The sequence below is a fragment of the Streptomyces sp. NPDC093085 genome, assembly GCF_040683935.1.
GTDB lineage: Bacteria > Actinomycetota > Actinomycetes > Streptomycetales > Streptomycetaceae > Streptomyces.
This window is the reverse complement of sequence record NZ_JBFBFB010000002.1, coordinates 119,577-142,438: the sequence shown is the minus strand read 5'-3', so window position 1 is coordinate 142,438 and position 22,862 is coordinate 119,577. Positions and strand designations below refer to the sequence as shown.

The 22,862-nt window shown below is 73.2% G+C and carries 21 protein-coding genes and 1 pseudogene; 11 read left to right on the top strand and 11 right to left on the bottom strand.

Features of this window, described 5'->3' with window-relative positions; translation table 11 throughout:
- Window positions 1–46 precede the first annotated feature (46 nt).
- The 5 genes from AB0O07_RS07335 (at window position 47) to AB0O07_RS07315 (ending at window position 3,296) form a co-directional block, all read left to right on the top strand.
- Window positions 47–619 carry a SigE family RNA polymerase sigma factor gene (locus AB0O07_RS07335; RefSeq protein WP_365628407.1) on the top strand — a complete coding sequence of 191 codons (573 nt, stop codon included), beginning with the start codon at window positions 47–49 and terminating at the stop codon, window positions 617–619.
- The gene (locus tag AB0O07_RS07330) at window positions 619–1,443 is read left to right on the top strand and encodes a hypothetical protein (RefSeq protein WP_365628405.1); all 825 of its coding nucleotides are present in this window, start codon (window positions 619–621) and stop codon (window positions 1,441–1,443) included. The genes AB0O07_RS07335 and AB0O07_RS07330 overlap by 1 nt, the downstream gene beginning before the upstream one ends.
- A gap of 382 nt (window positions 1,444–1,825) precedes the next feature.
- Window positions 1,826–1,999, top strand: a complete 174-nt coding sequence (locus AB0O07_RS07325) for a hypothetical protein (protein WP_365628403.1) — start codon at window positions 1,826–1,828, stop codon at window positions 1,997–1,999.
- On the top strand, window positions 1,996–2,595 hold the full coding sequence (locus AB0O07_RS07320; protein ID WP_365628400.1) for a sigma-70 family RNA polymerase sigma factor: 600 nt from the start codon (window positions 1,996–1,998) through the stop codon (window positions 2,593–2,595). Before AB0O07_RS07325 ends, AB0O07_RS07320 begins: the two co-directional genes overlap by 4 nt.
- Window positions 2,596–2,600: 5 nt before the next feature.
- A complete protein-coding gene (locus tag AB0O07_RS07315) occupies window positions 2,601–3,296 on the top strand; it encodes a hypothetical protein (RefSeq protein ID WP_365628398.1) in 696 nt (231 codons plus the stop codon).
- Window positions 3,297–3,346: 50 nt separating this feature from the next.
- On the opposite strand, the gene AB0O07_RS07310 is transcribed toward AB0O07_RS07315, so the two are convergent.
- Entirely contained in the window at window positions 3,347–4,201 is an 855-nt protein-coding gene (locus tag AB0O07_RS07310; RefSeq protein ID WP_365628395.1) for a peptidoglycan-binding domain-containing protein, read from the bottom strand.
- 118 nt (window positions 4,202–4,319) lie between these two features.
- Window positions 4,320–5,399, bottom strand: coding sequence for a pectinesterase family protein (locus AB0O07_RS07305; RefSeq protein WP_365628392.1), 1,080 nt, complete (start codon window positions 5,397–5,399; stop codon window positions 4,320–4,322).
- Between the two features lie 143 nt (window positions 5,400–5,542).
- On the opposite strand from AB0O07_RS07305, the gene AB0O07_RS07300 reads away from it, so the two are divergent.
- Window positions 5,543–6,316 (top strand): ribonuclease H, encoded by a 774-nt coding sequence (locus AB0O07_RS07300; protein ID WP_365628389.1) that lies wholly within the window; start codon window positions 5,543–5,545, stop codon window positions 6,314–6,316.
- Window positions 6,317–6,401: 85 nt separating this feature from the next.
- On the opposite strand, the gene AB0O07_RS07295 is transcribed toward AB0O07_RS07300, so the two are convergent.
- From AB0O07_RS07295 to AB0O07_RS07285, 3 genes are all read right to left on the bottom strand, one after another.
- The gene (locus tag AB0O07_RS07295; RefSeq protein WP_365628386.1) at window positions 6,402–7,538 is read right to left on the bottom strand and encodes an aromatic ring-hydroxylating dioxygenase subunit alpha; all 1,137 of its coding nucleotides are present in this window, start codon (window positions 7,536–7,538) and stop codon (window positions 6,402–6,404) included.
- Window positions 7,539–7,684: 146 nt separating this feature from the next.
- On the bottom strand, window positions 7,685–10,162 hold the full coding sequence (locus tag AB0O07_RS07290) for an FAD-dependent oxidoreductase (protein WP_365628383.1): 2,478 nt from the start codon (window positions 10,160–10,162) through the stop codon (window positions 7,685–7,687).
- Between the two features lie 357 nt (window positions 10,163–10,519).
- Window positions 10,520–11,350, bottom strand: a complete 831-nt coding sequence (locus AB0O07_RS07285; RefSeq protein WP_365628380.1) for an IclR family transcriptional regulator — start codon at window positions 11,348–11,350, stop codon at window positions 10,520–10,522.
- Between the two features lie 149 nt (window positions 11,351–11,499).
- On the opposite strand from AB0O07_RS07285, the pseudogene AB0O07_RS07280 reads away from it, so the two are divergent.
- Window positions 11,500–11,799 (top strand): annotated as a pseudogene (locus tag AB0O07_RS07280) (bifunctional 3-phenylpropionate/cinnamic acid dioxygenase ferredoxin subunit); the annotation flags it as partial.
- A gap of 161 nt (window positions 11,800–11,960) precedes the next feature.
- The gene (locus tag AB0O07_RS07275) at window positions 11,961–13,130 is read left to right on the top strand and encodes an FAD-dependent oxidoreductase (protein ID WP_365628378.1); all 1,170 of its coding nucleotides are present in this window, start codon (window positions 11,961–11,963) and stop codon (window positions 13,128–13,130) included.
- Window positions 13,131–13,182: 52 nt separating this feature from the next.
- Here the strand turns inward: AB0O07_RS07275 and AB0O07_RS07270 are convergent, their stop codons facing one another.
- The 6 genes from AB0O07_RS07270 to AB0O07_RS07245 all read right to left on the bottom strand — a co-directional run bounded on the left by AB0O07_RS07270 (window position 13,183) and on the right by AB0O07_RS07245 (window position 18,863).
- A complete protein-coding gene (locus tag AB0O07_RS07270; protein ID WP_365628376.1) occupies window positions 13,183–13,875 on the bottom strand; it encodes a GntR family transcriptional regulator in 693 nt (230 codons plus the stop codon).
- 91 nt (window positions 13,876–13,966) lie between these two features.
- Window positions 13,967–15,463, bottom strand: a complete 1,497-nt coding sequence (locus AB0O07_RS07265) for an aldehyde dehydrogenase (RefSeq protein ID WP_365628374.1) — start codon at window positions 15,461–15,463, stop codon at window positions 13,967–13,969.
- Window positions 15,460–16,419 (bottom strand): alpha/beta fold hydrolase, encoded by a 960-nt coding sequence (locus AB0O07_RS07260; RefSeq protein ID WP_365628371.1) that lies wholly within the window; start codon window positions 16,417–16,419, stop codon window positions 15,460–15,462. Before AB0O07_RS07260 ends, AB0O07_RS07265 begins: the two co-directional genes overlap by 4 nt.
- Window positions 16,416–16,967: an amino acid synthesis family protein gene (locus tag AB0O07_RS07255; protein ID WP_365628368.1), complete on the bottom strand. Its 552-nt coding sequence runs from the start codon at window positions 16,965–16,967 to the stop codon at window positions 16,416–16,418. Before AB0O07_RS07255 ends, AB0O07_RS07260 begins: the two co-directional genes overlap by 4 nt.
- A gap of 89 nt (window positions 16,968–17,056) precedes the next feature.
- The gene (locus tag AB0O07_RS07250) at window positions 17,057–17,656 is read right to left on the bottom strand and encodes an amino acid synthesis family protein (RefSeq protein ID WP_365628365.1); all 600 of its coding nucleotides are present in this window, start codon (window positions 17,654–17,656) and stop codon (window positions 17,057–17,059) included.
- Between the two features lie 25 nt (window positions 17,657–17,681).
- A complete protein-coding gene (locus tag AB0O07_RS07245; RefSeq protein WP_365628362.1) occupies window positions 17,682–18,863 on the bottom strand; it encodes an LLM class flavin-dependent oxidoreductase in 1,182 nt (393 codons plus the stop codon).
- Window positions 18,864–19,057: 194 nt separating this feature from the next.
- Between AB0O07_RS07245 and AB0O07_RS07240 the strand changes: the two genes are divergently transcribed.
- The 3 genes from AB0O07_RS07240 (at window position 19,058) to AB0O07_RS07230 (ending at window position 22,814) form a co-directional block, all read left to right on the top strand.
- On the top strand, window positions 19,058–19,975 hold the full coding sequence (locus AB0O07_RS07240) for a flavin reductase (RefSeq protein ID WP_365628359.1): 918 nt from the start codon (window positions 19,058–19,060) through the stop codon (window positions 19,973–19,975).
- 61 nt (window positions 19,976–20,036) lie between these two features.
- Complete coding sequence (locus tag AB0O07_RS07235) at window positions 20,037–21,491, top strand: cytosine permease (RefSeq protein ID WP_365628356.1); 1,455 nt, start codon at window positions 20,037–20,039, stop codon at window positions 21,489–21,491.
- Window positions 21,492–21,611: 120 nt separating this feature from the next.
- The gene (locus AB0O07_RS07230; RefSeq protein WP_365628353.1) at window positions 21,612–22,814 is read left to right on the top strand and encodes a cytochrome P450; all 1,203 of its coding nucleotides are present in this window, start codon (window positions 21,612–21,614) and stop codon (window positions 22,812–22,814) included.
- The last annotated feature ends 48 nt before the right edge of the window (window positions 22,815–22,862 follow it).

The window sequence follows — 22,862 nt, the reverse complement described above, 5'->3', positions numbered from 1 at the left end:
GCCGGCCGGCCCGGCGGCCCGCCGGGACGAGAGAGGGAGCGGCCCCGTGGGCACAGCCGACGACACCACTGCCGCCGAGTTCCACGCCTTCTTCGAACGGCACTACGCCGAACTCTCCCGGCTCGCCTACCTGTTGACCGGCGAGCCGGACACCGCCGACGATCTCGCCTCGGACGCGCTGCTCGCGCTCTGGCGCCGCTGGGACCGGGTCAGGGCCGCCGACCACCCCGTCGCGTACGCCCGGGGTGTGGTCGCGAATCTGGCCAAGTCCCGGATCCGCGGCGCCGTCCGGGAACGCCGGCGCGTCGCGCTCTTCTGGTCCCAGCGCACCGACCGGTTCGAGGGGCCCGACGTGCCGGCCGTGCTCGACGTACGGAGCGCCCTGCGCCGGCTCCCGTTCCGCAAAAGGGCCTGCGTGGTGCTCCGCCACGCTCTCGACCTCTCGGAACGGGAGACCGCGCTCACCCTCGGCATCTCGGTCGGTACGGTCAAGAGCCAGACCTCCCGGGGCATGGCCGAGCTGCGGCGGCTGCTGGGCCCGGCCCCGGACCCGGGCCCGGAGCGGCACCGGGTGCCCGCCGGGGTGGCGGGCGACCGTACCGGAGGAGGGACGCCTTGATGACCGACGCCGACGCCGACGCCGATGCCGCCGTCGACGGCGAGGTGCGTGCGCGGCTGCGCGAGACGGCCGGGGAGCACCGCCCCGACCGGGCGTACATCCGCGCCCGCGTGGCGCGCGGCATGGCGGCGGAGCGCGCCGGGGCCGGGCACCCCGGGCCCGCGCGCGGCCCCGGCGCCCGGGGACGGTGGGCCGTGGTGACGGCCGCCGCCGCCGGGGCGCTCGCCGTCGCCGCGCTCGCCCTGATCGCCCCGCGGGGAACAACCCCGCACCGGACGGTGGCCGCCTCCCCGGAGCCGGCCCGCCCGTCCCCGGCGGAGGCGCCGGAGGTACGGAGCACCCCGGGCGCCGTCCCGCCGGGCACCCCCGTCACCCCCACCCCGAGCCGGGGCCCGGCCGGGGCCCCGGCCCCGGCGCGGGAGAGCGGCTTTCTGCGCGCGTCCGGGGCGGTCGACCCGGACAGCGGCACCTCCTGGGCGCAGAGCGACATCACCGTCAGGACCGAGCACCCGCTGACCTCGCTCACCGTCGAGCTGCGCGTCGCGGCGACCGGCGGGGTCACCGACGCCGGATCCTGGCGGACCCTGCCCGAGCGGGATGTCACCGTCTCCGTCACCGCGCGGGACGGCGGGCTCGTCTACCGCTGGACGCTCCGCGCCGGGGTGACCGTCCCGGCCGGTGAGCATGTCTTCGCCGGCCAGTACCACCACACCGGGGGCCGGCGGGACGCCGGGGCCGACCGCTTCACCGTGCGGGCCACCGCCTCCGGCACCGGCGCCGAGGTGACGGGCGGCTTCACCCCGGCGCCGGGAGGCCCCCGCTGACCGGAAGGCCCCGTTCCGGCCCCGTGAACCGCCCTCATATGCTGTGATCTGCGCCACAGGATGCCCGTATGATTTCGGCCAGGCTCTATGTCGCCGAGTGCGCCCCTTTCTGTCTCGGGGTGCATCGGTGCAGGCTGAGGCGCTGGCGGAGGGTGTTCGTACAGTTGCGCGGGGTCGTCATTCGGGCGAGTGAGCTGCCTGGGTGTAAGGGGAGCATCGCTTTCCGTATTTTTTCTTGGGTTCGCGTTGCACGTTTGACCGCCCTGGTCGGAAATCCTGCCTCTTGAGGACATCGACGTCCTCCGGCGCCGGCGGGGGTTGACGGCGCTGTCCAGAAGAAGAAGGACAAGCCGTGACGCCTGATGACGTCTTAGCTCTGCTGGTGATCGCCACCGCCACGCGCGTCTTCGCTCCCGATCTGCGGCACCTGACCCGGTGTCTGCTGCGGGCGGCGGTACGGGCGGGAGCCGCCGCGCTGGTGGAGGACCACCACCGCGCGGCGGCCAGGGACGGGATCCTCGCGCCCGCGGCCCGAGAAGAGGAGGCCCAGCCGTGACCGAACTCCCCTCCCCGGACGACCGGGACGACCGCGGCGAGTATCTGGCCGACATCCGCTCCACCATGCCGCCGGCGCTGGAGGCGTTCCACGACCTCTATGTGAAGTCGTATCTCAACTACGCCTACATGATGCTCGGCGACAAGCGGGCCGCCGAGGACATCGTCCGGGGCTGCATCGCCCACCTCGCCCTCAACTGGCTCCGCGTCACCCGGACCCCCAGCCCGGAGGCGTACGCCTGGGCCCTGCTGAAGGGCCGGGTCGAGACCCGGCTCAACCTCACCGGACGCGACCCGCAGATGGTGGAGACCGCCGCCTTCCAGCGCGCCGCGCGCGAGGTGCTCGCCTCGACGCGCTGCCGCTTCGAGGTGATGGAGACCGCCCTCGGCCTCTACACCGCGATAGCCGCGCTCCCCGAGCGGCAGTACGACGTGATCGTCCTGCTCTATGTCCTCGGCTACCCGTCCTGCCGGGTCGCCGACATCATGGGCATCGAACGCGACACGGTCCGCTCCCACCGGCGCCTCGCCAAACGGCGGATCGCCCAACGACTCGGCCTGCCCCAGAGTCCGGCCACCGACCAGGAGAAGGAGTGAACGGCATGCAGTCCCGGACCCCGCGCACCATCGACGACCTTCTGGAGGACGCCGTGATCCCCGACGCGTTCCCCGACTACGACCTCGCCGCCTCCAAGCGGGAGATCGCCCGGATCGTCGCCGACACGCTGCGGTACGAGACCCCCGCCGCCCGCAACGCCGTCGCCCTGGGCGGCTCCCCGGCCCCCGGCAGCTACTTCCCCACCGTCCACGACCAGGCGGGCCGCGATCTGCACACCCTGTCGGCCCGCGCCCTGCACCGTATCGACGCCGCCGGACAGCTCCGCAGACTCGCCAACACCCGCCGGATCGACCCGGACGGCGCCCTCTACTTCGCCTGCCTGCTCAATCTGGCCGGCTGGCTCGAAGGGGCCCAGTTCTGGTGGCAGTTCGCGGCGGGCTCGGGCAACTCCACCGCCGCCTACTGCCTCCACCTGCTCCATCTGGCGCGCGGCGAGCGGCGGGACGCGGCGCACTGGGCGGGCCAGGCCGCCGACCTCGACGCGGGCCGGACCGTCCCGCCGAGCGGCCGGATGACACTCCGCCAGATCGCGACGGACCACCCGCGCCGCCCGCCGAGCCCCGCGCTGCGCGCGGCCGTCCAGCGGCTGACGACCGAGGAGGACGAGGAGTTCGGCACCGTCCCGCACCCGGACCCGCACCTCGCCGAACACATCGCGGAGCTGGCCGACGCGGTGTGACCGGGGGCCGGGTGGGGCAGAGCGGGGCCGGACGGCCCGGTGGTCCGTGCTCACCCCTCGTAACTGGTACGGGATTCGAGGTCCCGCCGGGTGTCGTCGCCGTAGACCCCGGTCTCGTCGCCCCGGATCCCGTACCAGAGCTGGAAGCGCCCGACGGCCTCGGTGAGCGTGGCGTCGTACGTACCGTTCACACTGCCGCCGTCGTAGACATTCGGGATGCGCAGCAGCCGCTGCTGCAACTCCGTCACCTCGGGACCGGTGTCGCCCTCCTGGAGCACCGGCGCCGCCCCGCCCGGATCCGCCGGCGCTACCGGCGGCGGTGTGGTGGGGGCGACCGGCTCGGTGGCGCCCGTGGTGGGCCGCACGGTCGGTGAGGGACCCGGCTCCGCCGCCTCGCCGGCGCCACCCGGGCCGCCCCAGCTCAGCAGCAGCGCCACCCCGAACCCCACCGCCCCGGCGACCGCCACCGCGACCAGCGCGGTGAACCGCTTGTCGCGGGCAGGGCCCGCCGGAGCCTCCCGGCCGGCCGCCTTCGGCTCCCCGGGGACGGGCGGCAACTCCTCGGTGTCGGTGGTGTCCTGGGAGGGCTGCCACCGGAACGGGTCCCAGGGCTCACCGGACGGCATCCCCGAGGACGTACCGGAGGAGGTTCCCGACGAGGTCCCCGACGACGTTCCGGATGATGTCCCGGAGGGTTTCCCGCGCGGCGGGGAGTGCCGGGACCCCACCGCCACATGCTCCCACCCCTCGCCCCGGCCGTCCTCCCGGCTCTCGGGCTCCGGGTCCTCGGGGCGGAAGAGTTCGGAGAAGTCGGTGAACGCGCGCGGCCTGCGGCGCCGGAGCACATGCGTCGGCTCCAGCACCGTACGTTGCCCCGGCCGCGTGCGATCGGCTGGCTCCGTCACGCTCGCCTCCTCAACACCCCTCGCCTGACTGTCGGTTCGGACCGGGACGCTACTAGGAACTCCCTGTGCGTGGGGGCGAACGACAACACCTGGCCTGTGACCCACGGCACGCGCCGGATCAGTTCACCGGATTCCAGCCATCCGTGCCGGCCAGATAGGCGGTGGCGGTGTACTCGGCCGCCTGCGCCGCCGAGAGCTGCGGACGGTTGGCGTTGACCGCCGCCCCCGGGCCGGTGTTCGCGTACTCCGAGAAGCGCGCCGACCGCCACGGGAAGCTCCCGAAGTCGGTCCACGGCGCCGCCACCCGCACCGCCGCCGGCAGCGAGGTGTCCCGGATCACCAACTGCCCCACGGCGTCGGCGGTCGGGTGCCAGGGGCGGCCCAGCGAGAAGGTGTTGGCGGCGGCCGGACTGCCGATCGTGGAGCCGGTGATGAGCATCCCGTACTTCTTCGCCGCGTTGGTGTTGGGCGCGGCCAGATACCCGTTGTTCCCGCCGGCCGCCGCGCCCCGGTCGCGCAAGGTGATGTTGACCCGGTCGTAGACGACGGTCGCGTTGCCGAAGATGAAGTCGACGTCCCCGCTGATGAAGGAGTTGCGGAAGTACTGCCGGTACTGGCCGGTCGCGGACGGCGCCCAGTTGAGGACGGTGTCCTGATGGGCGATGAACCGGTCGTTGCGGAAGAGCTGCCGGTCGCCCTGCGCGTTGACGGCCACCGCCTGGGTGTCGGTGATCTCCGGATGCTCGGCGCGCAGCCAGGTGTTCTGGACGGTCACCCCCGTGACGGTGAGGTTGTTCGCCGAGAAGGTCGCGGTGGCGCTGCCCGCCGTGCCGTACGTCGACCCGTCGGGCTTCCTGGTCCCGGCGGCGTTGTCGTACGTGATGACGACATCCTCCGCGTTGCCGGTGGCGCCCTTGATCGTCAGCCCGGAGAGGGCGGCGGGGACGTTGACGACCTCGCGGTAGGTGCCCCGGGCGATCGAGATGGTGTCCCCGGCGGCGGAGGCGTTGACGGCCGACTGGACGGTCCGGTACTGCCCGGAGCCGTCGGCGGCGACGGTCCGGGTGGTGGCCGCGGGCGCGGCGGTGGCAGCGGGCGCCCCGGGCCCGGCAGCGGCCAGCAGCACGGCGGCGAGAGCGACGGAGGCGGCGACGGCGGCGGAGGAGCGGACGGGGTGGGGGAGCCGGAGTGGGGTCACGGCGCGACATCCTTTGTCGAGGGGGGTTTCCCCTCGGTCGGCACCGGCGCCGCCGAGGTTGCCGGGCCGCCGGTGATTTCCGTACGGGGCGGACCCGCGCCCCGGCTTCGGGGGCGTGGCGTCCGGGGCCCTCGGCTCCTGGCATGATCGGGGGTATGGCAGATCGCGTAATCGCCGCGTGTGACGGGGCGTCGAAAGGAAATCCGGGGCCGGCGGGGTGGGCCTGGGTCGTCGCCGACGGCGAGGAGACCCCGGTCCGCTGGGAGGCGGGCGCGCTGGGCACCGCCACCAACAACGTGGCGGAACTCACCGCGCTGGAGCGGTTGCTGTCCGCGACCGACCCGGAGGTCCCGCTGGAGGTCCGGATGGACTCCCAGTACGCGATGAAGGCGGTCACCACCTGGCTGCCCGGCTGGAAGCGCAAGGGGTGGAAGACCGCATCCGGCAAGCCGGTGGCCAACCAGGAGCTGGTCGCCCGGATCGACGCGCTGCTCGGCGGCCGCTCCGTTGAGTTCCGCTACGTGCCCGCCCACCAGGTCGGCGGCGACCCCCTCAACGACTTCGCCGACCGCGCCGCGAGCCAGGCCGCCGTCACCCAGCGGGACGCGGGCAGCGAGCAGGGCTCCCCGGAACCGCCGCCCGCGCCCGCCGCGAGCCGCAAGCCCCCGAAGTCCGGCTCCGGATCCGGCTCGGGCGGCGGTTCGGGCAGCGGCTCCGGATCCCGTACGGGGGCGCGGACCGGCGGCCGGAGCGGGGCGAGGTCCGGCTCCTCCCGTACCCTCAACGCCAAGTTCCCCGGCCGCTGCCGCTGCGGACGCTCCTACGGCGCGGGCGAGCCCATCGCCAAGAACCCCGACGGCTGGGGCCACCCCGGGTGCGCCACCGCCGCGCCCGGCACCTCCGGCGACGCGGCGTGACCCCGCCCCAGGGGGTACGGGACGCGTCCGCCCCGTACCCCCGAAGCCGTACCCTCCGCAGCCGTCCCCGCGCCGCGGACGGGGATCACGCCAGCCGCTCCGTCACCCACCGGTGGAACGCCCCGATGTGGTGTTCGGAGGGGACGAGCACCCCGCCCGCCCGGTAGACCCGGGAGCTCATCCCCGGCTGGGTGCGCTCGCACGCCGCGAAGTCCTGGACATTGACCCGGTGGAAGAGTTCCACCGACTTGCTCAGGTCAGCGCCCCCGGCCACCGTCTCCGGCGCGTACAGCCAGTCGCACTCCACGACCGTACGGTCCACCGCGAGCGGGAACATCCGGTGCAGGATCACATGGTCGGGGACGAGGTTGACGAAGACCGTCGGCTTCACGGTGATCGCGTAGTACCGCCGGTCCTGCTCCTCGGCGAGCGACGGCAGCCTGCCGTGCCCCGCGCTCCCGTCCACCGTGAACCCGCGCGCCTCCGGCGCGAACTCCGCGCCGTGCCCCACGTAGTACTGGGCGGCGAATCCCTCGGCGAACTCCGGCAGGATCTCGGTGAGTTCGGGGTGGATGGTCGCGCAGTGGTAGCACTCCATGAAGTTCTCGACGATGAGTTTCCAGTTGGCCCGCACGTCGTAGGTGACGCGCCGGCCGAGCGCCAGCTCCCCGGTCCGGTAGCGCTCGATGGACGCGGCGTCCCCCAGCCGCTCCACCGCCGCCCCCATCACCGTCTCCTCGAACGAGGGCGGCTCCTCGGCCAGGCAGACCCACGCGTACCCCAGCCACTCCCGCAGGGCGACGGAGCGCAGCCCGTACGCCACCCGGTCGACGTCCGGCATCTTCACCAGGTTCGGCGCCGCGACCAGCTTCCCGTCCAGGTCATAGGTCCAGGCGTGGTACGGGCACTGGAGGGTGCGGCGGACCTCACCGGACTCCTCGGTGCAGAGCCGGGCGCCCCGGTGCCGGCAGACATTGAGGAAGGCCCGCAGCCCGCCCTTCCTGTTCCGGGTGACGAGCACCGACTCGCGGCCGACCGTCACGGTCCTGAAGGCCCCGGGCGCGGGGAGGTCGGCGGAGCGCACCGCGCAGAACCAGAGCGATTCGAAGATCCGCTCCTGCTCCCGCGCGAAGACCCCGGGGTCGGTGTAGGCGGCGCCGGGGAGGGTGGCGATCAGGCTCGGGGCCGCGCCGCTCTCCACAGGCGTGGGCGTGGTCGTCATGGCGGTTCTGCCTCTCGGACATCGGCGGTGGAAGTGGTGCTGAGCGGTGTGAGCGGTGCCAGTGGTGTGAGCAGTGTGAGCAGTGCCAGTGATGCCAGTGGTGTGTGAGCGGTGTGCGTGGTGAGGGGTGCCGGCCGGGGGCGGTGTCAGCGGCGGATCCGGGACATCCCCGGGTCGAAGAGCGGCTCCTCCGCCACCGTCGCCGCCAGCCGCTCCCCGAAGTACGCGACGGACACCGCCGTCCCGGGCACCGCGAGGGGCGCGGGCAGCCAGGCGTACGCCACCGTTCTGCCGACCGAGTACCCGTACCCGGCGCTGGTGACATACCCGACGGGCGCGGCCCCGCCGGGCGCCCCCGCCCCGTACACCGGCTCGCTGCCGAGCACCACCGCCGCCGGGTCGTCCAGCGTCAGACAGGTCAGTGCCCGGGTGCGGCGCTCCGCCGAGCGGCCCGCGAGGGCGGTACGGCCGGTGAAGTCGCCCTTGCCCGGCCGGACGGCGAAGCCGAGCCCCGCCTCGTACGGGTCGTGCTCGGCCGTCATGTCCCGCCCCCAGGCCCGGTACCCCTTCTCCAGCCGCAGACTGTCGAAGGCGCTCCGCCCGGCGGCGATCACCCCGAGCTCCTGCCCGGCCTCCCAGAGGGTGTCCCAGAGCCGCAGCCCGGTGTCCGCGCCGGTGTACAGCTCCCAGCCCAGCTCGCCCACGTAACTCAGCCGCAGCGCGGTCACCGGCACCTCCCCGATCCAGCTCCGCCGGGCCCGGAAGTAGCCGAACGCCTCGTGCGAGAAGTCGTCCCCGGCCAGCGGCGCCACCAGGGCGCGGGCCAGCGGCCCCCACACCCCGATACAGCAGGTGCCCGAGGTGACGTCCCTGACCTGGACGTCGTCCGGGGCGTGCCGCAGCAGCCAGTCGAGGTCCTGGCCGCTGTTGGCGCCGACCTGGAAGTGCCGCTCCCCGAGGCGCGCCACGGTCAGATCGCTGCGGATGCCGCCCGCCTCGTCGAGCAGCAGCGTGTACGTCACCGCGCCGGGCTTCTTCGCGAGCTGGTTGGTGGTCATCCGCTGGAGGAAGTCCAGGGCCCCGGCGCCGGTGACCTCCAGCCGGCGCAGCGGCGTCATGTCGTACAGCGCGACCCGCTCGCGGGTGGCGCGCGCCTCGGCCGCCGCGATCGGCGACCAGTACCGCGCCGACCAGGCGTCGCGCTCCGGCGGCTCGTACGGGTCCGCCGCGGCCAGCGGCGCGTTCGCCTCGTACCAGTGCGGCCGCTCCCACCCGCCGCTCTCCAGGAAGACCGCGCCCAGCTCCCGCTGGCGGGCGTGGAACGGCGAGACGCGGAGCGGCCGGGGGCGCCCGGCGGGCTGGAGGGGGTGGACGATGTCGTACACCTCGGCGAACTGGCGGGCGCCGCGCTCGGCCACATAGCCGGGGGAGAGCTGGACCTCCTCGAAGCGGTGCAGGTCGCACGCGTGGACGTCGACCGAGGGCCGCCCGTCCGTCAGCCACTCGGCGACCGCCTTCGCCACCCCCGCCGAGTGGGTCACCCACACCGCCTCGGCGAGCCAGAACCCGCGCAGCTCACGGGATTCCCCGAGCACCGGCATCCCGTCCGGGGTGAAGGAGAAGACCCCGTTGAACCCCTCCGCGACCTCGCTCTTGGCGAGCGCGGGCAGCAGCCGGCCCGCCTCCCGCCACCCCCGGGCGAAGTCGTCCCCGGTGAAGGGGAGCGAGGAGGGCATCACCTCGGCGTCGTCGTACGCGGGCAGGGTGAACGGGTCGACGGGGAGCGGCCGGTGGTCGTACGAGCCGATCCCGATCCGGTCGGTGTGCTCCCGGAAGTAGAGATCGGCGTCCTGGAAGCGGAGGATCGGCCGGGACGCCTCCGTACGCGGGTCGTTGGCCCCCTCCAGCTCGGGCAGGGGCGTGGTCTTCACGTACTGGTGCGCCAGGGGCAGCAGCGGTACCGGCACCCCGGCCAGCGCGCCGATGACCGGCCCCCAGAACCCCGCGGCCGAGACCACCACATCGGCCGGGAAGACCCCCCGGTCGGTGGTGACCCCGGTGACCCGTCCGTCCACCCGTTCGATACCCGTCACGGTGTGCCGCTCCAGGAAGCGCGCGCCCCGCTCCTCCGCTCTCCGGGTCTGCGCCCGGCAGGCGAGCACACCTCTGACCAGCCCGTCACCGGGGGTGTGGAAGCCGCCGAGCACCTGCGCGGGATCGAGCAGCGGCCACAGTTCGGCACACCGCTCGGGGGAGACCAGCGCGCCCTCGACCCCCCAGGAGGCGGCGTAACCGGCCTTGCGGTGGAGATCGGCCCACCGCTCGGGGGTGGTGGCCACCTCCAAGCCGCCCACCTGGTGGAAACAGGGCAGCCCGTCGGCTTCGAGCCCGGCGAACTTCCCGGCGGTGTACGCGGCGAACTCGGTCATCGTCTTCGACGGGTTGGCCCGGAAGACCAGGCCGGGGGCGTGCGAGGTGGAGCCGCCGGGAGCGGGCAGCGGCCCCTGCTCCAGCACGGTGACATCGCGCCAGCCCCGGGCGGTCAGCTCGTCGGCGAGGGAGCAGCCGACGATGCCGGCCCCGATGATGACGACACGCGCTGCGGTGGTGGGCGTGGTGGACATACCCCTCCTCGGATCGGTGCGCTCAGGGGTCTCCGGAGCAGGGGCGTCCGGAGCGGGGGAGAGACGTACGAAGGGATGCGCGAGGTGGTGCACGGCGGTGCGGGATACGGCGGCGTGCGGTGGCCGGACAGCTCGGACCGGCCACAGCACGCCGCCGCTTGTTGCGTGGTGCGGTGCGCGTTGCGCTATGGGGGACATCCTGAGAACGGCGGCAGGGGGTGTCAAGGGCGCCCCGTCACCACCGGACGGAGGCCCCCGGGGAAGCGCTGCTCACCGGGCCCGACGGACGGAAAGTAAATTCTGACGCCCCGTCAGGTATCTATGGCATGCCCGCCGGACGCCCCCCGGACGGTGCTCTCAGGCGCTGTGCCCCATGCGGCGCGACAGCTCCTGGGCCGCCTCCACCACCTTCTTGACCGTCTCCGGCAGCGTCTCCCCGGTCATCCGGTACGCGGGCCCTGAGACCCCGATCGCCCCGATGACCGCGCCGTCGTACGACCTGACCTCGGCACCGACGGCGTTGAGCCCGCTCTCCAGCTCCTCCGTCGTACAGGCGTACCCCTCCTCGGCGGCGGCCGTGAGTTCGGCCCGCAGGGCCGCCCGGTCGGTGACCGTCCGCTCGGTGAAGCGCGTGGGGGGATCCGCGAGCAGCGCCTCGCGCCGCTCCTTGGGCAGGTGCGCCATCAGCACCTTCCCGGTGGCCGTCGCGTGCAGCGCGAACCGCCGGCCCAGCCAGTTGTGCGCGGTGACGGCGGCGGGGCCGCGCGCCTGCATGATGTTGACCGCCGCGTCGCCGTCCAGGATCGCGATGTTCGCCGTCTCCCCGGTCTCCTCCGCCAGCGTCCTGATCACCCCGACGCCCTCCTGGGAGATGTCCAGCCGCAGCGCCGCGGCGCCGGCCAGCCGCAGCACCCCCGCGCCGAGGTAGTACTTCCCCCGGTCCTTCTCCTGGCCGACCAGCCCCCGGTTCTCCAGAACCCCCAGCAGCCGGAAGGCCGTCGACTTGTGGACGCCCAGCTCGTCCGCGATGTCGGTCACCCCGGCCTCGCCGTGCTGGGCCAGTATCTCCAGTACGCTCACCGCCCGGTCGACCGATTGGACCGACCCCGGCGCTCCCCGCTTCGGCTCTTTCGTCGGCTCTCTTGCCGGCTCTCTCGTCCCGTTCGTCTCTTCAGTTGTGTCCGCCATGAATTCCGATTCCCATCCACCGGCGTCCCGTTCCGGCCGTCGTTCTGGAAGCCCTTGACGGCCGGGCGTTCGGCCAGGATTCTGTTGCGCATCGCGCCTCGCGATGCGTCATGTACAACCGTACGATAATGATTTCGTGAGGGGGGCCTGTGATTCCCGTCTGCCGCCTTGAAGATCTCCCTGAGGGCGAAGCCATCCGCATCGACACAGAACCACCCATCGCCGTGTTCCACGCCGAGGGTGCGTACTACGCGATCGACGACACCTGCACCCACCAGGATGCCTCGCTTTCCGCGGGGTGGGTGGAGAACTGCCAGGTCGAATGTCCCCTGCACGCCGCCTCGTTCGACCTGAGGACCGGCGCGCCGAGCTGCCCGCCGGCCCGCCGGCCGGTCCGTACCCACCGCGTCGAGATCGTCGACGGCGTCCTCCACGTGCTCCCGTCCACCCCCGCGACCTCGGCTTTCCCGGTCGCCCCGGTCGCCCCGGCTGTCCTGCCGGCCCCCGTCGTCCCGGCCGTCGCAGCCGCCCTGTCCGCCCCGTCGGTCGCAGCCGCCTCCGCCGTTCCCGCCGTTCCCGTCGCCTCCGCCGCCCCCGAGGGCAGCCCCGTATGAGGTCGGTGGCGGTCGTCGGCGCTTCGCTCGCCGGGGCGTATGCCGTACGGGCCCTGCGCGACCAGGGGTTCGACGGGCGGATCACCGTGATCGGCGCAGAGCCTCACCGCCCGTACGACCGCCCGCCGCTCTCCAAAAGCTTCCTCACCGAGCCCGCCGAGCCCGCCCCCGACGGGCTGCTCGACCCCGAGGAGGAGGCCGCGCCCGGCACCGAGTGGCTGCTCGGCGAGCGCGCCGTCCGGCTCGACCCGCGGGCCCGGGAGATCACCCTGGCCGACGGCCGTACCGTACGCGCCGACGGCTTCGTCCTCGCCACCGGCGCCGCCGCCCGGAGGCTCCCCGGACCGCCAGGGCCGCCCCCGGACGGTCTCCACACCCTGCGCACCCTCGACGACGCCCGCGCCCTGCGGGCCGCACTGCACACCGGGCCGCGCCGGGTGGTGGTGGTCGGCGCCGGGTTCATCGGCGCCGAAGTCGCCTCCTCCTGCCGGGCGCTGGGCCATGAGGTCACGGTGGTGGAGGCCGCCGCCTGCCCGCTGCTGCCCCAGCTCGGCGCCGAGATGGCGGCGGCGCTGGCCGCCCTGCACGGCCCGCGCGGCACCCGGCTGCTCTGCGGGGCGGGCGTGGCGGCGGTGCGCGGTATCCCGCGGGTGACGGCGGTCGAGCTCACCGACGGCCGCACACTCCCGGCCGATGTGGTCGTCGTCGGTGTCGGTGTCACACCGCACACCGCCTGGCTGGCCGGTTCCGGTCTCGCCGTGGACGACGGTGTGCTCTGCGACGCGGGGTGTGTCACCGAGGCCCCGCAGGTCGTCGCCGTCGGCGATGTCGCCCGGGTCCACCGGCCCGAACTCGGCGCCCAGGTACGGGCGGAGCACTGGACCAGCGCGGTCGAGCAGCCCGCCGTGGCCGTCCGCAACCTCCTCGCGGGGCGCACCGTCGACACGTACACCGGACCCCCCTACTTCTGGTCCGACCAGTACGGCATCCGCGTCCAGTTCGCCGGACGCCGGGCGCCCACCGACACCGTACGGGTGGTGGAGGGCGAGCCGGAGCGCGGCGACTTCCTGGCGGTGTACGAGCGCGACGGCCGGCTCACCGCCGTCCTCGCCGCCGGCCGGCCCCGCCCCTTCACCCGGATGCGCCGCCAACTCGCCCGTATATAAGGGGAGTCGACCATAAGGGGAGTCGACGGCGCATCCGCTCAGGGGGTGCGGACTACAGAGGTCCGTGCCCCTGCCGTTCGTCGATCCCCGCCATCAGCGCCTGGTGGCTCAGCCGCACATGGTCCCGCATCACCCGCTCCGCCCCGTCCCCGTCCTTGGCGACGATGAGGCTGAGCACCCGGTGGTGTTCGCTGTCGGAGGCGTGCAGCCGGCCGGGGCGCGAGAGCGAGGTGCGGACCAGCCGCGCGTAGGCGAGCTGGTTCATCAGGGTGCGGTAGTGCGCCTCCAGCTTGCCGTTGTCGGCGCCGCTGACGATCAGGTCGTGGAACTCGTGGACGAGCGCCGCGTACCGGTCGGTGTCCCCGTCCCGTACGGCGGCGTCGGCGGCCCGCATGTTCTCCTCCAGCGTGGCCAGCTCCGGCACATTGCCCCGGAAGGCCAGCAGCCGGGCGGCGGCGCCCTCCAGCAGCTCCTTCATCTGGAACAGCTCGGTCAGCTCCCGCCGGGACGGCACCGCCACAAAGGTGCCCACCCGGGGCCGCACCTCGACCAGGCCCTCGATCTGCAACTGCTTGAGGGCCTCCCGGATCGGGGTGCGGCTCACGCCGAAGGTCTCCGACAGGGCCATCTCGGAGAGGCTGGAGCGCGGCGCCAGCTCACCCGTGATGATCATCTGGCGCAGCTCCTCGGCCACCTTGGCCTGCATGCTCGTCTGCTGAAGACGCTTCCCAGTGGGTTCTTGCATGGTACGTGACAGTAGAGCCGGGGTGGCCCGCCGTCAAATGCCCTTGCGGGCCGTCGGAGGTGCCATGCAAGGGCCGGATGGTCCCGCTCCGTCACGACTTGAGGATGAACGGATCACCGGCCGGCTCCTCACTGGTGTTGATCCACACGCTCTTCAGCCGGGTGTACTCCCGGATGACCTCCGTGCCGTGCTCGGTCCCCACCCCGCTGTTCTTGAAACCGGCCCGGGGCGACATCGGCGACATCGAGCGGTACGTGTTGACCCACACCGTCCCCGCCTCCAGCCGCGCGCTCATCCGGTGGGCCCGGTTGAGGTCCCGGGTCCACACCCCCGCCGCCAGCCCGTACGCCGAGTCGTTGGCGAGCGCGACCGCCTCCTCCTCCGAGGCGAAGGGCATGACGGTGGCCACCGGGCCGAAGATCTCCTCCTGGCAGATCCGCATGGAGTTCTCCGTCCCGGTGAAGACCGTCGGCGTGTAGAAGAAGCCGTCGAGCCCGGTCTCCGGACGGACCCCGCCGCAGACCACCTTCCCGCCCTCGGAGCGCCCGAGTTCCACGTACGACTCCACCTTGGCGAGCTGGTCGGCCAGGGCCAGCGGCCCGAGCTCCGTGGTGTCCTCCAGCGGGTCGCCGATCCGGATCGTCGCGGCCCGCGCGGTCACCCGCTCCAGCACCTCGTCGTAGACGTCCCGGTGGACCAGCACCCGGCTGCCCGCCACACAGGTCTGGCCCGCTGCGGCGAAGATCCCGGCGATCACGCCCATCGCGGCCGAGCCGAGATCGGCGTCGGGGAAGACGATGTTCGGGGACTTCCCGCCCAGCTCCAGCGTGGCCCGTACGAACCGGTCCGCGCAGACCTGGGCGATCCGGCGGCCGGTCTCCGTGGAGCCGGTGAAGGTCACCTTCGCCACATCCGGGTGGGCGGCGAGCGGCGCGCCCGCCGTGGCGCCGTGCCCGGTCACCACATTGACCACACCGGGCGGGAACCCGGCCTCGTCGAAGAGCGGCGCGAGCGCCAGCAGCGAGGCCGAGGTGTGCTCGGACGGCTTGATCACCAGGGTGTTCCCGGCGGCGAGCGCGGGCGCCAGCTTGGTCGCGGTCAGCAGGAGCGGCGAGTTCCACGGGGTGATCGCGCCGATGACCCCGACCGGCTCGCGGAGCGTGTAGTTGAGCAGTTCCCGGCTCGCCCCGGGGATCACCTCCCCGTGGATCTTGTCGGCGAGCCCGGCGTAGTAGTAGAAGTACTCGGGCAGCCCGGCGAGTTGGGCCCGCATCTCGCGGAGCAGCTTGCCGTTGTCGAGCGTCTCGGTACGGGCCAGCTCCTCGGCGTGCTCGCCGATCAGATCCCCGAGGACGCGCAGCAGCCGGCCGCGCCGGGTCTGGCTCAGATCGCGCCAGGCCGGGTTCTCGAAGGCCGTACGGGCGGCGGCCACCGCCCGGTCGACATCGGCGGCGGTGCCCTCGGCGGCCTCGTACCACGGCAGCCCGGTCGTCGGGTTCACGCTCACGAAGTACCCGCCCTCGGCGGGCTCGGTCCACGCGCCGCCGATGTAGTGGGTGTGGCGGGGGAGTCGGGGGGTGACGGTCATCGGCGGGGACACTCCTGTCCGGTGGGCAGGGACGGGGACGTGGGCGGGGACGGTGGTACGGGCGGCGCCGGCGGTACGGACGGAGGCGCGGGCGGCGGTACGGCGGCGGACGCGGCCGGGGCGGCCCGGGGCACGGCTCCGTCCCGTACCTCTGCCGTCCCCTCCGCACCCTCCGCCTCCGCCGTATGCGCCAGGACCGCCGTGACCAGCGGGTCCGGGCGCTCCAGCGGCAGCAGATGCCGGGTGTCCGGTACGACGGCACCGCGCGCCCCGGGGATCCGGGCGGCGAGCCGCCGGGTCATCTCCGGGGTGGAGCCGGGGTCGTCAACGCCCGTGATGGCCAGGGTGGGCGCGGCGATCCCCGGCAGCAGCGGCCACAGCTCGGCGTCCGCCGTCCCGAAGATGTCGTAACACGCCAGATAGGAGGCGTGGTCGGTGGCGAGCAGGGTACGGAGCACCGCGTCGGCCGTCTCCGGCTCACGGGCCCGCCACGCCGGGGCGAACCAGCGCTCGACCGCCGCGCGGGCCGACGCCCCGAAGTCCTCGGCCGCCCGCCGCCGTCGCTCCGCCACCGCGGCCCGCTCCCGCGCGGAACGCGCCGCGACGGAGGAGACCAGGGTGAGCGAGGCGACCAGCTCGGGACGGTCCACCGCGAGCCGCTGCGCCACCAGCGCGCCCAGCGAGAACCCCACCAGATGGACGGGGCCCTCCCGGCCCTCGCCGTGGGTGGTCCGCTCCACCAGCGCGGCCACATCCCCGGCGAGCGCGGCGCACGAGGTGGACGCCCCGGCCGCCGGGGAGGCGCCGTGGCCGCGCAGATCGGCCAGGGTCACCCGGTGCGCGGCGGCCAGCCCGGGCAGGCACCGGTCCCACATCCGCCGGTCGAGACCGACCCCGTGCAGCAGCACCAGGCCGGTGCCCGCACCGTGCGTCTCGTGGGCGAGCGGGACGCTCACCGCTCGCTCGACAGCGGCGCCAGCCGGGCCTGCGGCCGGCCCTGCGCCGCCGCCGCGAGCCCGATCACGATCTCGTCCGCGCGCGGCCCGTCCGGCACCCGGACCTCGATGCTCTGGTGGTGCGAACGGATCGTCGCGTCCGTGACGTGCTTGAGCGGAATGTCGAAGACGGCGCCCGGCGCGGCCCGCTTCTCCACGGCGGGCAGCAGCGTCGTGGCGTTCGCGGCCTTCCGGAAGAAGTCCCCGAACTTCAGGGTGTGGATCAGCCCGGAGCCGTGCTCCACCTCCCCGTCGAGCCCCACGATCGCGGCCTTCCCGTACGCCTCGACCGGCGCGCCCAGCGCCTCGGTCACCCGGGGCGCCAGCAGCGCGCCCAGCTCGGGCGCGGCCGCGTCGATCCCGGGCAGCAGGTCCTCCACGAAGCCCTGACCGGCCCACGGGTTCTCGATAACCGCGAGCACCACCGCCGTACGGGCCGGCGGGTCGACAGGGCGCCCGCCCTCGGTGTGGATGTCCTCGGTGAAGGTGATGATCTTGCGGATGTTCATCTCTCGGTGTCCTTCTGTCGTCCGCGTACCCGCCCCGCGAGGACGGGGCTGCCGGCTTGCTGCTGCGGTCTGCCGCTGTCGAGGGGGGGCTATCCGGCCCGTGAGGGCGCTGCCGCCGCCAGGTCCGCCAGCCGGATGACCGGGTCGGAACGGCGGTCCCCGATCCGCGCGTTGGGCCGGGGCCCCGAGGCGCCGCCCGCCACCACCACGATCTCGTCGGGGCGGGGCGCGTCGGGCACCCGGATGTGGGCCGTCTGGTAGTGCGAGCGGGTCGCCGCCGCGTTCTTGTGCCACAGCGGGACGGTCAGCGGCTCACCGGCCGGCAGCCGGTCGTCGCTGAAGACGATGATCGAGGTGCCCTCGACCAGCTCCCGCAGCACATTCCCGAAGTACGGGGTGTGGATCAGGGCCCCGCCGTGCTCGATCTCGCCGTCCAGGCCGACGACGGCCGCCTTGCCGAACGACTCGACCCGCTCCACCCCGCCCAGCGCCCGGACGATCCGGCCGGTGAGGAGCTGGGCCAGACCGGGCGCGACCGCCTCGACCTCCGGCTGGAGGTCCTCGACCACCCCGCGCCCGGCCCACGGGTTGCGGATGACCGCCGCCGCGGTGACCCGCCGTACCGGCACCGCGACCGGCGTGCCCAGCTCCAGCAGCACCTCGTCGACGACGGTCACCACCTTGCGCACCCCCGGCACCCTGGGGGCCGATGGCTCAGACACCGGTGCCGCCGGGGCCGGCCGGGGCTCCGAAGCGCGGCATGACCTTCTCCGCGAAGAGCTCCAGGCTGCGCATCGCCTTGCGGTGCTCCAGACCCGGGTGGGTGGTCCAGAGCAGCAGGTGTTCCAGGCCCACCTCGTCACGGAGCTCGGCGATCTTCTCCGCGACGTACTCGGGCGTCCCGACGAGCAGGTTGCGGCCGTGCAGGAAGTCGAAGGAGAGCTCGTGCGCGGCGGTCAGTTCCTCGCCCGCCTCCATCAGATTGGCGAGCCCGCGCCAGTGCATGATCCACCGGTACGTGGTCATCAGCGCCTCCTCGAAGTCGGCGCGCGCCTGCTCCATCGTGTCGGCGACATACACGTCCCGGACCAGGCCGATGCCCTCGCCGAGCGCGTACGGCCGGCCCGAAGCCTCGCTCGCCGTGGCGCGGTAGAGCTCGAACCGCTCCTTGAGCGCGGAGACCGGGGGCAGCCAGAACATGCCCTGGACGCCGTCGGCCGCCGCGGCCTGGATCGAGCGCGGGCTGTCGATGACCTGCCAGAGCGGCGGATGGGGCCGCTGCAGCGGCGCCGGGGTGACCTGCATCTTCGTGATCACCCCGTCCTCGGTGTACGCCGGGGTGGCGGGGGAGAGCGGGTGGTTCCATTTCACGCCGGGCGCGGGGAACTCGTAGAACGGGCCCTTGTGGGAGAAGAACTCGCCGCTCCACGCCTTGCGCAGGATCTCCACGGTCTCGTCGTACAGCGCCCGGTTCCGCTCCTGGTCGCGCGGGTCGGCGGCGGCGTTCAGATTGAGCGCCTCACGGCCGTAGAGCCCGCGCCCGAGCCCGACCTCCACCCGGCCGCCGGAGAGCTGGTCGAGCATCGCGACATCCTCGGCGAGCCGCAGCGGGTGCCAGAACGTGGCGATGTTCGCGGCCTGGCCGATCCGGATCCGCGAGGTGCGAGCGGCGATGTCCGCGCCCATGAGGACCGGATTGGGGGTGATCTCGATCGCTTCGTGACCGAAGTGGTGCTCGGTGTACCAGGTGGACCAGAAGCCGGCCTGTTCCGCGCTGACCGCGAACTCCCGTGCCTCGTCCATGACCTGGGCGTACTCGCCGAGCCGGCCGGGGGCCCCGAGGTTGTGGAATATCGAGAATCGCATCCGCTGTCCTTCCAGATCGCGCTGTGCCATGGCAGAGAGGCTAGGAGTCGGGTTTCGCTCCGTCAAGGGTTGGCGGTCGGAGAACACAGGTGACCTGTGCATTTCACCTCCGATCAGGCGTTGAGCAGGGGATTTTGACAGAACTGTTGACACCGGCTAGCCCGCTCCTTACCGTCCTCTGCCATGCAAGAGCTGAACGCACGAGCTGAATGAGGGAGCAGTCGATGACGACCACCCTGGACCGCACGAGCCGCGTCCGCTCCGCCTGGCGAGCCGCCTGGGACCACGGCCGGTTCGAGGACCTCGACGGACTCCTCAGCCCCGGTTACGTACGGCGCCGCGGCCCCGCCGCCACCGCGCAGGACCGTGACACCTTCAAGGACTCCATCCGCGCCGTCCGGGACGCCTTCCCCGATCTGCGCACCGAGATCGAGGAGATCGTCGAGGACGGCGACCGGCTCGCCATCCGCTGGCGCAGCACCGGCCACCACACCGCCGCCTTCCTGGGCGTACCGGCCACCGGAAAGCCGGTGGAGGTGGCGGGCGCGACGTTCAGCCGCTTCGACGGGGCGGAGGTGGCCGAGGAGTGGGTCACCTGGGACCCGCGCCAGCTCCTCGAAGTCCTCGGGGTCATCACCACCACCAAGGAAGCGGCGGTCGACGCCGAGGTGGTACGCGGGGTGCACCGCAAGTTCATCACCGGGGTGACCGTGGTGACCACCGACGACGACGGCACCCCCAAGGGCCTCGCCGTCAACGCCTTCTCCAGCATCTCCCTCGACCCGCCGATGGTCCTGGTCTGCGTGCAGAACAGCTCCACCACCCACCCGGCGCTCTCCCGCGCGAGCCACCTCGGCATCTCCATCCTCGCCGCCGGCCAGCTCGACGTCGCCAAGGTCTTCGCCTCCAAGTCGGACGACAAGTTCGCCGGACTCGACTGGGCCCCGGGCCCCCACGGCGCCCCGCTGATCGGCGGCTCCTGCGCCCAGTTGGAGGTGGAGATCGGCGAACGGCTCCAGGCCGGCAGCCACACCGTCTTCACCGGCCGGGTGGTCTGCGCCCGCCATGACGACCTGGCCCCGCTGGTCTACAGCGGCGGCGGGTTCTTCGACATCTCCCACACGGCGCCCCTGCCGTGGTGACCGGGGCCCGCCCCCGCCCCGTACCCCCGCACCTGCCTCCCCCTGTTCCCAGGAGCACGCGATGACGCACGACAGCCCGCCACCGGTGTACGGCAGCGCGGTCACCAAGGTCGAACCCTTCGGGGTGGACCACATCCCCGACAACGAGCGCCACGGCAGACCCAGTTCGCAGTTCTTCGTCTGGTTCGCCGCCGGGCTCAACTTCCCCATCATCCTGCTCGGCTTCAGCGCCGCCTGGTTCGGGCTGAGCTTCGGCGCCGCCGTCACCGCGATCGTCGTCGGCGCCGGGCTCGGCTCCGTCCTGATGGCCGTCATGTCCCGGATGGGCGTACGGCTCGGCGTACCGCAGCAGATCCAGGCCCGGGGCCCGCTCGGCTTCTACGGCAACTTCCTGCCCGTCGCGTACATCAACGTCTTCGCGGGCATCGGCTGGGCCTCCGTCACGGTGATCCTCGGCGGGAAGGCGCTCGCCGAACTCACCCATCTGCCCTTCTGGCTCTGCGCCCTGGCGCTGACCGCCGTCGAACTCGTCGTGGCCATCTTCGGCTACAACATGATCAACTACCTTCAGCGGGTACTCACCTACGTGCTCACCCCGCTCTTCGTGATGATCACCATCGTGGCCGTGGTGCGCGGCGCCGGCACCTTCGACGCCAACCCGGCCGCCGAGGGATATGTGGGCGCCACCGGCGGCTGGGTCACCTTCGGCGGCTGGTTCCTCGCCTTCCTCGTCGCCTGGGTGCCGTTCGCCTCCGACTACTCGCGCTACCTCCCCGACACCGAGCAGGTGGTGCGCCGCACCGCCTGGTACACCGGTCTCGGCAACTTCGTCACCATCTGCTGGCTCGGCATCCTCGGCGTCCTGGTCGGCTCCAGCGCCACCAGCGGCGACTCCATCGTCGCGCTCCACCAGCTCGCGGGCCCCTTCGCGGTCCCCGCGCTGATCGCCATCGCCCTCTCCGCGCTCGCCCAGAACTTCCTCAACGTCTACGGCGGCGCCATCTCCGTCCAGACCCTGAAGGTGCCGGTCAGCCGCACCCAGGCCGTCACCATCATCTGTCTGCTGGCGTACGGGATCAGCCTGTGGGGCGAGACCGGCACGGAGGACAAGTTCAAGGTCTTCCTCAACCTCACCGCCAACTTCATCGCGCCCTTCGCCGTCGTCGTCCTGCTGGACTTCGTGCTCGGCGGCCGGGCCGACGCCTCCCGGATCGCCGAACTCTACGACCGTCACCGCGTCCTGGACTGGGGCTTCGTGGTCTGGGTGGCCGGGGTGCTCGCCTCGGTGCCGTTCTGGCAGTCCAGCGCCTACACCGGACCGTTCGCGGCGGCCTTCCCCGGCGCCGGCGACCTGAGCATGTATGTCGCGGCCGGCACCGCCACCGTCGGCTACCTGCTGACGTACCGGCTCAAGCCCCTGTGGATCCGCACCCCCGCCGAGGGCTCCGCCGCCCCGGACACCCCGGAGGCCGCGCCCCAGGAACGCGCGACGGCCACCACCGGCCAGGCCAACTGACCACCTCCGCCCCCCCGCCCGCGTCCTCCCCGCCCGCGTCCTCCCCACGCGGCCGCCGCGCCCCGCCCCGCACCGGGCCCGCCCTGGTGCCGGGCGGGGCACGGCGGTTACGGTCCTCGGATGCCGGACTTCGCCCCTGATTCCCCCGCCTTCCTCGCCGACCCGTACCCCGCCTACGCCACCCTGCGGGCCCACGGCCGGGCGCACTACTACGAGCCCAGCGACCAGTGGCTCGTCCCGCACCACGCGGATGTCTCGGCGCTGCTGCGCGACCGCCGCCTCGGCCGCTCGTACGGACACCGCTTCACCCACGAGGAGTTCGGCAGGACCCCGCCGCCCGCCGGACACGAGCCGTTCCACGAACTCAACGACCAGGGCATGCTGGAGCTGGAACCCCCGGACCACACCCGGATCCGCCGGCTGGTCTCCCAGGCCTTCACCCCGCGCACTGTCGACCGGCTCGCCCCGTACGTCCAGGGGCTCGCCCGCACCCTGGTCGAACGGCTGGTCGCCGAGGGCGGCGGCGATCTGCTCACCGCCGTCGCCGAGCCGCTGCCCGTCGCGGTCATCGCCGAGATGCTGGGCGTCCCCGAGGCCGACCGGCCGCTGCTGCGCCCCTGGTCGGCGGCGATCTGCGGGATGTACGAGCTGAACCCGCCGGAGGAGACCGCCCGCCGCGCGGTCACCGCCTCCCTGGAGTTCTCCGGGTATCTCCGCGACCTCATCGCCCACCGGCGGAACCACCCCGGCGACGATCTGATCTCGGGGCTCATCGACGCCCACGACCAGGACGAGCGGCTGACCGAGGCCGAGATGGTCGCGACCTGCGCGCTCCTCCTCAACGCCGGACACGAGGCGACGGTGAACGCCACCGTCAACGGCTGGCACGCGCTCTTCCGCCACCCGGACCAGCTCGCCGCCCTCCGCGCCGACCGCGCCCTGCTGCCCACGGCCGTCGAGGAGCTGATGCGGTACGACACCCCGCTCCAGCTCTTCGAACGGTGGGTGCTCGACCCGGTCGAGATCGGCACCACCACCGTGCCGCGCGGCGCCGAGGTCGCCCTGCTCTTCGGCTCCGCCAACCACGACCCGGCGGTCTTCGACGCCCCTGAACGGCTCGACCTCGCCCGCCGGGAGAACCCGCACATCTCCTTCAGCGCCGGCATCCACTACTGCATCGGCGCCCCGCTGGCCCGCCTCGAACTCGCCGCCTCGCTCGGCGCACTCCTCGACCTGGCCCCCGGCCTCGCCCCGGCGGGGGAGCCCGCGCGCAAGCCGAACTTCGTGATCCGGGGCCTGGAGGGCCTCCCGGTCACGGTCTGACACGCGTACGTACGGAGGCGGGCGTACGGAGGCGGGCGTACGGAGGCG